General features: G+C 70.7%; 7 protein-coding genes. 5 read left to right on the forward strand and 2 right to left on the reverse strand.

The annotated features are described in order from the left end of the window. Window positions 1-22: 22 nt before the first annotated feature. Both VF794_RS26720 and VF794_RS26725 read right to left on the reverse strand, forming a co-directional pair. The gene (locus VF794_RS26720; RefSeq protein WP_331115182.1) at window positions 23-928 is read right to left on the reverse strand and encodes an S-methyl-5'-thioadenosine phosphorylase; all 906 of its coding nucleotides are present in this window, start codon (window positions 926-928) and stop codon (window positions 23-25) included. An 81-nt stretch (window positions 929-1,009) separates the two neighbouring features. Further along, window positions 1,010-1,477, reverse strand: a complete 468-nt coding sequence (locus VF794_RS26725) for a hypothetical protein (protein WP_331115184.1) — start codon at window positions 1,475-1,477, stop codon at window positions 1,010-1,012. 132 nt (window positions 1,478-1,609) lie between these two features. Here VF794_RS26725 and VF794_RS26730 point away from each other — a divergent pair, with 132 nt between their 5' ends. From VF794_RS26730 to VF794_RS26750, 5 genes are all read left to right on the forward strand, one after another. Next, window positions 1,610-2,518, forward strand: a complete 909-nt coding sequence (locus VF794_RS26730) for a hypothetical protein (protein ID WP_331115186.1) — start codon at window positions 1,610-1,612, stop codon at window positions 2,516-2,518. Beyond that, on the forward strand, window positions 2,515-3,483 hold the full coding sequence (locus tag VF794_RS26735) for a zinc ribbon domain-containing protein (RefSeq protein WP_331115188.1): 969 nt from the start codon (window positions 2,515-2,517) through the stop codon (window positions 3,481-3,483). The genes VF794_RS26730 and VF794_RS26735 overlap by 4 nt, the downstream gene beginning before the upstream one ends. A gap of 216 nt (window positions 3,484-3,699) precedes the next feature. Beyond that, the gene (locus VF794_RS26740; RefSeq protein ID WP_331115190.1) at window positions 3,700-4,821 is read left to right on the forward strand and encodes an aminotransferase class I/II-fold pyridoxal phosphate-dependent enzyme; all 1,122 of its coding nucleotides are present in this window, start codon (window positions 3,700-3,702) and stop codon (window positions 4,819-4,821) included. An 18-nt stretch (window positions 4,822-4,839) separates the two neighbouring features. Continuing rightward, a complete protein-coding gene (locus VF794_RS26745; RefSeq protein WP_331115192.1) occupies window positions 4,840-5,973 on the forward strand; it encodes a patatin-like phospholipase family protein in 1,134 nt (377 codons plus the stop codon). A gap of 106 nt (window positions 5,974-6,079) precedes the next feature. Next, window positions 6,080-6,549 (forward strand): NYN domain-containing protein (locus tag VF794_RS26750; protein WP_331115194.1); only part of this gene is annotated, 470 nt, incomplete at its 3' end.

The raw sequence follows: 6,549 nt of genomic DNA on the forward strand, positions 1-6,549 counted from the left end.
GCTTCGGACGAGTTTCTCGAAATCAAACATGAGGGGTGCTTCCCTGGCGGTTCAGCGCCCGGCCAGCCACGGCGTCCAGTCGCTGGAGCACCGCCGGGTCTCTGGCCTCGGGGGCGGTGATGAGGGCATGGTCGAGCGCCCTCTGGCAGCCGTGGCGGCACGGGCCGGCGTGTCCGGCGAGCCTCGGCACCACGTTCTTCACCAGCGCGCGCGCCTTGCCCGCGTTGGCCAGCAGCACGGAGACGACCTGGTCCACGGTGACGTCCTCGTGGTCGGGATGCCAGCAGTCGAAGTCCGTCACCATGCCCACGCTCGCGTAGCAGAGCTCCGCCTCACGGGCGAGCTTGGCCTCGGGCATGTTCGTCATCCCGATCACGCTGCAACCCCAGCCCCGGTACAGCTCGCTCTCGGCGAGCGAGGAGAACTGGGGCCCCTCCATGACGAGGTAGGTGCCCCCGCGCTTCACGGGGATGTCGAGCCCCTCGCAGGCGCCCACCAGCGCGTCGCCGAGGCGCGTGCACACGGGCCGGGCCATGGACACGTGGGCCACGCAGCCGGTGCCGAAGAAGCTCTTGGTGCGCGCGAAGGTGCGGTCGATGAACTGGTCCACCACCACGAAGGTGCCCGGGGGCAGGTCCTCGCGCAGGCTGCCCACCGCCGACAGCGAGAGCAGGTCCGTGACGCCCGAGCGCTTGAGCGCGTCGATGTTGGCGCGGAAGTTGATCTCCGAGGGGGAGATGCGGTGGCCGCGGCCGTGGCGGGGCAGGAAGACGACGCGGGTGCCCTCCAGGGTGCCGAAGCACAGCTCGTCCGAGGGCTCGCCGAAGGGCGAGGACACCTTGCGCCAGGAGACGTCCTGGAGACCGTCGATTTGATAGAGGCCGCTGCCTCCGAGGATGCCGATGACGGGGGGGGAGGGGGGCGTCATGGAGGGAATTCTACCCGCAGCGGCGGCGTGGTGGCCACGGAGTGGGGCACGCGCCCGCGCCAGACGCTGGCGCTCGGGGACTCAGCTCGCCGGGACGGAGTAGTGGGCGCGCAGGCGCGTGGCGGCCTGGAGGAGCCCCGCCTCGTGCAGGCGCTCGGCGGCCCACGCGGCCGAGGCCGGCAGGGTCTCGGAGACGAGGAAGGGCGTCGCCATCCGCGCGCAGTGGCGGATGACACTCGTCATCATCCGCACGGCGGGCGAGTTGATGACGTACGCGGTGCCCAGCGTCCACTGGCGCAGCGCCCGCTCGTGCTGGCACAGCCAGTCGGTGTAGCGCTGGCGCAGCCGGGGCGAGGGCAGGTGCACCGCGCGCGTGTCGATGACGACGACATGCGGCTGGGCCCGCGCCAGGTATGCCTCGCGCGCCGCCAGGTACGTCTCGACCGCCGACTCCGTGGGGTCCCGGCCCAGCTTCACCACCAACACCGGCCACTGGCTGTCGTCCAGCGTGATGGGCGGGGGCCCGGCGGGGACCGGGGCGAGGGGCATTCCGTCCCGGGTGGTGATGGGGTGGAATAGGAGCAAGATGTGCGACAATGTACCCCAACCCGGAGTGAAAAGGGAGTGGGTCGGTGCTTTTTCTCCACCGGGGGAAGCCGCGTACGCGGGAGGGAGGCCAGGGTGAACCTACGTTGCCAGTCATGTGGAGCGGAGCTGGTGGTGGCGCCGGAGCTGCGCACGACGGTGTGTCCGTACTGCGCGGCCCCCTCGGTGGTGGAGCGCCCGCCGAGCCTGGACAGGCCCGCGCCCACCTTCACGCTGGGCTTCGCCCTCACGCACCAGGCCGCCGGCGAGCGGGTGAAGCACTGGCTGCGCACGCGCAACCCGTGGAGCCACTCGGGCCTCAAGCGCGCCTCGCTCCAGGAGGTGCGGGGCGTCTACGTGCCGGCCTGGCTCTACAGCGCCCTGGCGCATTCCGAGTACAGCGCCTCCATCGGGGAGAACTACACCGAGACGGAGACGTACACGACGACGGAGAACGGGAAGACGGTCACCAAGACGCGCACGGTGGTGAGGACGGAGTGGCGCTCGTTGCGCGGTGAGCACGCCGAGTACGTGCCGGACGTGCTGGTGACGGCCTCGCGCGGGCTGGAGAACGCGGAGCTGCGGGCGCTGGAGCCCTTCGACTTGAGGCTGCTGGCGCGCTACCAGCCCGCGCTGGTGGCGGGGTGGGTGGCCGAGGAGCCCTCGCTCTCGCGGGACGAGTGTCTGAACCGGGCGCGCGAGGAGGCACTGGGGCGGGTGGGCCAGCGGCTGGAGGCCTTCATGCCGGGGGACTCGCACCGCGAGCTGCGGCACCAGACGCGGCTGGAGGCGGAGTCGCTGGAGGTGTGCCTGGTGCCCGTCTGGGTGCTGGCGGCGCGCTATGCCCCGGACAAGCCCCCGCTGCGCGTGGTGGTGAATGGGCAGTCGGGCGAGGTGCACGGGAAGGTGCCCTTGTCCTGGGTGAAGGTGCTGCTGACGGTGCTGGGGGTGGTGGCGCTCGGGGTGCTGCTGTACGTGCTGCTGGGGCGGGGAGGCCGGTCATGACGGCCGAGGCGGTGGCGGGGTGCGCGCGGTGCGGCAGCCGGCTGGAGCGGGGGGACCTGCGCTGTCCCATCTGCGGGCTGGCGGAGGAGTCGGCACGCGCGGGAGGCGCGCTGGCCGTGCGCGAGCAGGCGAAGGTGGTGCGGTGCGGCACCTGTGGGGCCTCGCTGGAGTACTCGGCGGAGGTGAAGGCGCCCCGGTGCGCCTTCTGCGCGTCGGTGATGCACGTGGAGACGACGGAGGACCCACAGGAGCAGGCGGAGAGCTTCCTGCCCTTCACGGTGGAGCCCGCGGCGGCGAGGGCGGCGCTGATGGGCTTCCTGTCGGAGAAGCGCTTCTTCCGGCCGGGGAACCTGGCGGAGGAGGCGTCGCTGCACTCGCTGCGGCCGATGTGGTGGCCGGCGTGGGCCTTCAGCGCGGGGGCGAGGGTGAGCTGGGCGGCGGACTCGGACGCGGGCAACCGGCGCTCGGAGTGGGCGCCGCACGCGGGGCAGACGGAGCTGACGTTCCAGGAGATTCTCGTGCCGGCGTCGCGGGGCCTGACGGAGGACGAGTGCGAGCAGCTCGCGGGGCACTACCAGCGGGCGAGCGGGGAGGCGGCACCGCGGGGGCCGGAGGATGGGCAGGTGGAGCGCTTCGACGTGACGCGCTCGGGGGCGAGGCGGCAGATATTGGCGGCGGTGGAGGCGCAAGCGCGCGCGGAGGTGGAGCGCTCGCACATTCCGGGCAGGCGCTTCCGCAACGTGCACGTGGCGGTGGTGCTGTCGAGCCTGGAGACGAGGCGCTACGCCCTGCCGGCGTACGTGCTGGCGTACCGGTACCGGGGCAAGCTGTACCGGGTGGTGGTGCACGGGCAGGACGCGGGCTGCGTGCTGGGCAAGGCGCCGGTGTCGGTGGCGAAGGTGGTGCTGGTGGTGGGCGCGGTGCTGCTGGCGCTGCTCGTGCTGGTGCTGCTCTTCGCGCGCTGAGCGCTACCCGCGCGCGGCCTGGGCCCAGGTGTCGCCGGAGGACGCCGCTCCGGCGGGGTGAAGGCCGAAGTGGTGGCTACAGCCCGGATCATGCCGAGTGGCCCCCGGGGTCGGAGGACGCAATGGGGGCGAGCGTCGGCTGGCGACCAGTGTCGTGGCGCGCACTGTTCTGGAGCGTGCTTGGCAAAGCCGCTCGGCTCGCGGTAGCGAGGCGGCATGCGGATTCCGGATTTCAAGCTCGAGCGCTACTTCGCGAAGTGGGAGTTCAACGCGCCGCACCTGCTGTGCACCTCGGACATCGAGGGCTGGCGGATGAGCGAGCTGCTCGAGCTGGCGGACGGGGACGGGCGCGAGCGGTGGGAGCGGCTGACGCTGGGCTACACGGAGTCCACGGGCCTGCCGGCGCTGCGCGAGGAGGTGGCGCGGCTGTACCGCGGGGTGGGGCCGGAGCAGGTGCTGACGTTCGCGGGGGCGGAGGAGGCCGTCTTCGTCCTGATGAACGTACTGCTGGGACCGGGGGACCACGCGGTGGTGACGTGGCCGGGGTACCAGTCGCTGTACGAGGTGGCGCGGGCGACGGGGGCGGAGGTGTCGCTGCTGAAGCTGCGCGAGGAGGACGGCTGGGCGCTGGACGTGGAGGCGGTGAAGCGCGAGCTGCGGCCGAACACGAAGCTGGTGGTGGCCAACTTCCCGCACAACCCGACGGGGGCGCTGCCGGACGTGGCGACGTGGAAGGCGCTGTTCGCGCTGGCCGAGGAGCGGGGCGCGTACGTGCTGGCGGACGAGGTGTACCGGCTGCTGGAGCATGACCCGGGGGACCTGCTGCCGGCGGGGGTGGAGCTGTCGGGGCGAGGGGTGAGCCTGGGGGTGATGTCGAAGGCGTTCGGGCTGGCGGGGCTGCGGGTGGGATGGCTGGCGAGCCGGGACGCGGCGCTGCTGGAGCGGTGCGCGGCTTACAAGGACTACACGACCATCTGCAACGCGGCGCCCAGCGAGGTGCTGTCGCTGATTGCCTTGCGCGCGAAGGAGCGGGTGCTGGCGAGGAGCCGGGGGATTCTCACGCGCAACCTGGCGCTGCTGGACGACTTCTTCACGAGGAGGGCGGCCACGTTCCGCTGGGTGCGCCCGAAGGCGGGGAGCGTGGCCTTTCCGAAGCTGCTGGAGGGCGTGAAGGTGGAGGAGTTCTGCCAGCGACTGGTGGACGAGGAAGGCGTGTTGCTGCTGCCGGGAGACGTGTATGACTTCCCGGGCAATTACTTCCGGCTGGGGTTGGGCCGGACGAACATGCCCGACGCGCTCGCGAGGCTGGAGCGCTTCTGCGACACGCCGTGGAAGTAGCTCGCCCCAGGAGGGTCCATGTCCGACGAGTCGAACCCCGAGGAGTCGTCTCAGCTGAAGGACGGCATGGCGCTGTGTCTCTCGGGAGGCGGCTATCGCGCCATGCTCTTCCATGTGGGCTCGCTCTGGCGGCTCAACGAACTCGGCTACCTCGGGCGGCTCCAGCGCGTGTCGAGTGTGTCGGGAGGCTCCATCGTCGCGGGGCTGCTCGGGCTGCGCTGGCGCGAGCTGGATTTCTCCGAGCAGGGCGTCTCCGCGCATTACGTGGAGAAGGTCGTCGAGCCCCTCCGGAAGCTCGCGGGGAAGACCCTCGATGTCTGGAGCATCCTGGGCGCTGTGTTCAGCCCGGACAGCGTCGGGGAGCGCGTGGCGGACGGCTACCGCGAGCACCTGTTCGGGGAGGCCACCCTCCAGGACCTCCCCGACGACTCCCGGGGCGAGGGCCCCCGCTTCGTCATCAATGCATCCAACGTGCAGTCCGGGGCCCTCTGGCGCTTCTCGCGGCCGTTCATGCGGGATTACAAGGTCGGCGAGGTGAAGAATCCCCGCGTCGAGCTGGCGGTGGCGGTGGCCGCCTCCTCGGCCTTTCCTCCCTTCCTGTCTCCGATGGTGCTGCAACTCGACCCGGCGTCCTTCACGCCCAACAGCGGCGCGTCGCTCCAGCGCGAGCCCTTCACCCGGCGGGTCATCCTCACGGACGGCGGGGTCTACGACAACCTGGGGCTGGAGACGGTCTGGAAGCAGTACAAGACCGTGCTGGTGAGCGATGGGGGCGGGCAGCTCGAGGCCGAGGAGGAGCCCGCTCACGACTGGCCCCGGCACGCCTACCGCATCCTCGACATCATCGACAGCCAGGTGCGTAACTTGCGGATGAAGCAGGTCGTGGGCTCGCTCGACAGCAAGGCGCGTCAGGGTGCCTTCTGGCACATCCGGATGGACACCCGCCGACCCGAATTCCCGGGAGGGCTCGCCTGCCCGTATGCACGGACCCAGGAGCTGGCCAACACGCCCACCCGACTCAAGGCGCTCGAGCCCCGGTTGCAGGAGCGCCTCATCAACTGGGGCTATGGGGCGTGCGACCTCGTCGTGCGGAGGTACATGGATACGCAATTGAAGCCCGGGTCGTTCCCGTACCCGGAAGCCAAGGTGTAACCCCAGGGCCCAGGCCCTCCGGACTCCGGAAATTCGGGGCACCGCGACGGGTTGGGAGTAGGGTAGCCCTCCTGGAGTTCAGGCAGCACGCACCATCGAGGTCTTTTTGGACACGAAGAAAGAACACCGCATCGCCCTGTTCCTCGATTTCGAGAACCTGGTGACGAATACCGGCTTCACCGTCGGCAACTTCGACCTCCAGCCGGCGATGGACCGGTTGCTGGAGCGGGGCAAGGTGGTGTTCCGCCGCGCCTACTGCGACTGGTCCCGCTTCAAGGAGGCCAAGGGCAATCTGCACGAGTTCGGCGTCGAGCTCATCGACGTGCCGCCCTCCACCCGCTCGGGGAAGAACGGGGCGGACATGCGCCTGGTCATCGACGCGCTGGAGCTGTGCTACGCGCGCGAGCACATCGACACCTTCGCCATCGCCTCGGGCGACAGCGACTTCTGCCCGCTGGCGTACAAGCTGCGCGAGAACGGCCGGCAGCTCATCGGGCTCGCGGTGAAGGAGGCCACCAGCCCCCTCTTCGTGAAGGCCTGCGACGAGTTCATCTACCTGCGTCCCCGCACCCGCGC

This window comes from Archangium sp., assembly GCF_036389735.1.
GTDB lineage: Bacteria > Myxococcota > Myxococcia > Myxococcales > Myxococcaceae > Archangium.

Coding starts and splice junctions, on each gene's coding strand:
- VF794_RS26720 (WP_331115182.1), bottom strand. CDS start 928: ATGACGCCCCCCTCCCCCCCCGTCATCGGCATCCTCGGAGGCAGCGGC.
- VF794_RS26725 (WP_331115184.1), bottom strand. CDS start 1,477: ATGCCCCTCGCCCCGGTCCCCGCCGGGCCCCCGCCCATCACGCTGGAC.
- VF794_RS26735 (WP_331115188.1), top strand. CDS start 2,515: ATGACGGCCGAGGCGGTGGCGGGGTGCGCGCGGTGCGGCAGCCGGCTG.
- VF794_RS26740 (WP_331115190.1), top strand. CDS start 3,700: ATGCGGATTCCGGATTTCAAGCTCGAGCGCTACTTCGCGAAGTGGGAG.
- VF794_RS26745 (WP_331115192.1), top strand. CDS start 4,840: ATGTCCGACGAGTCGAACCCCGAGGAGTCGTCTCAGCTGAAGGACGGC.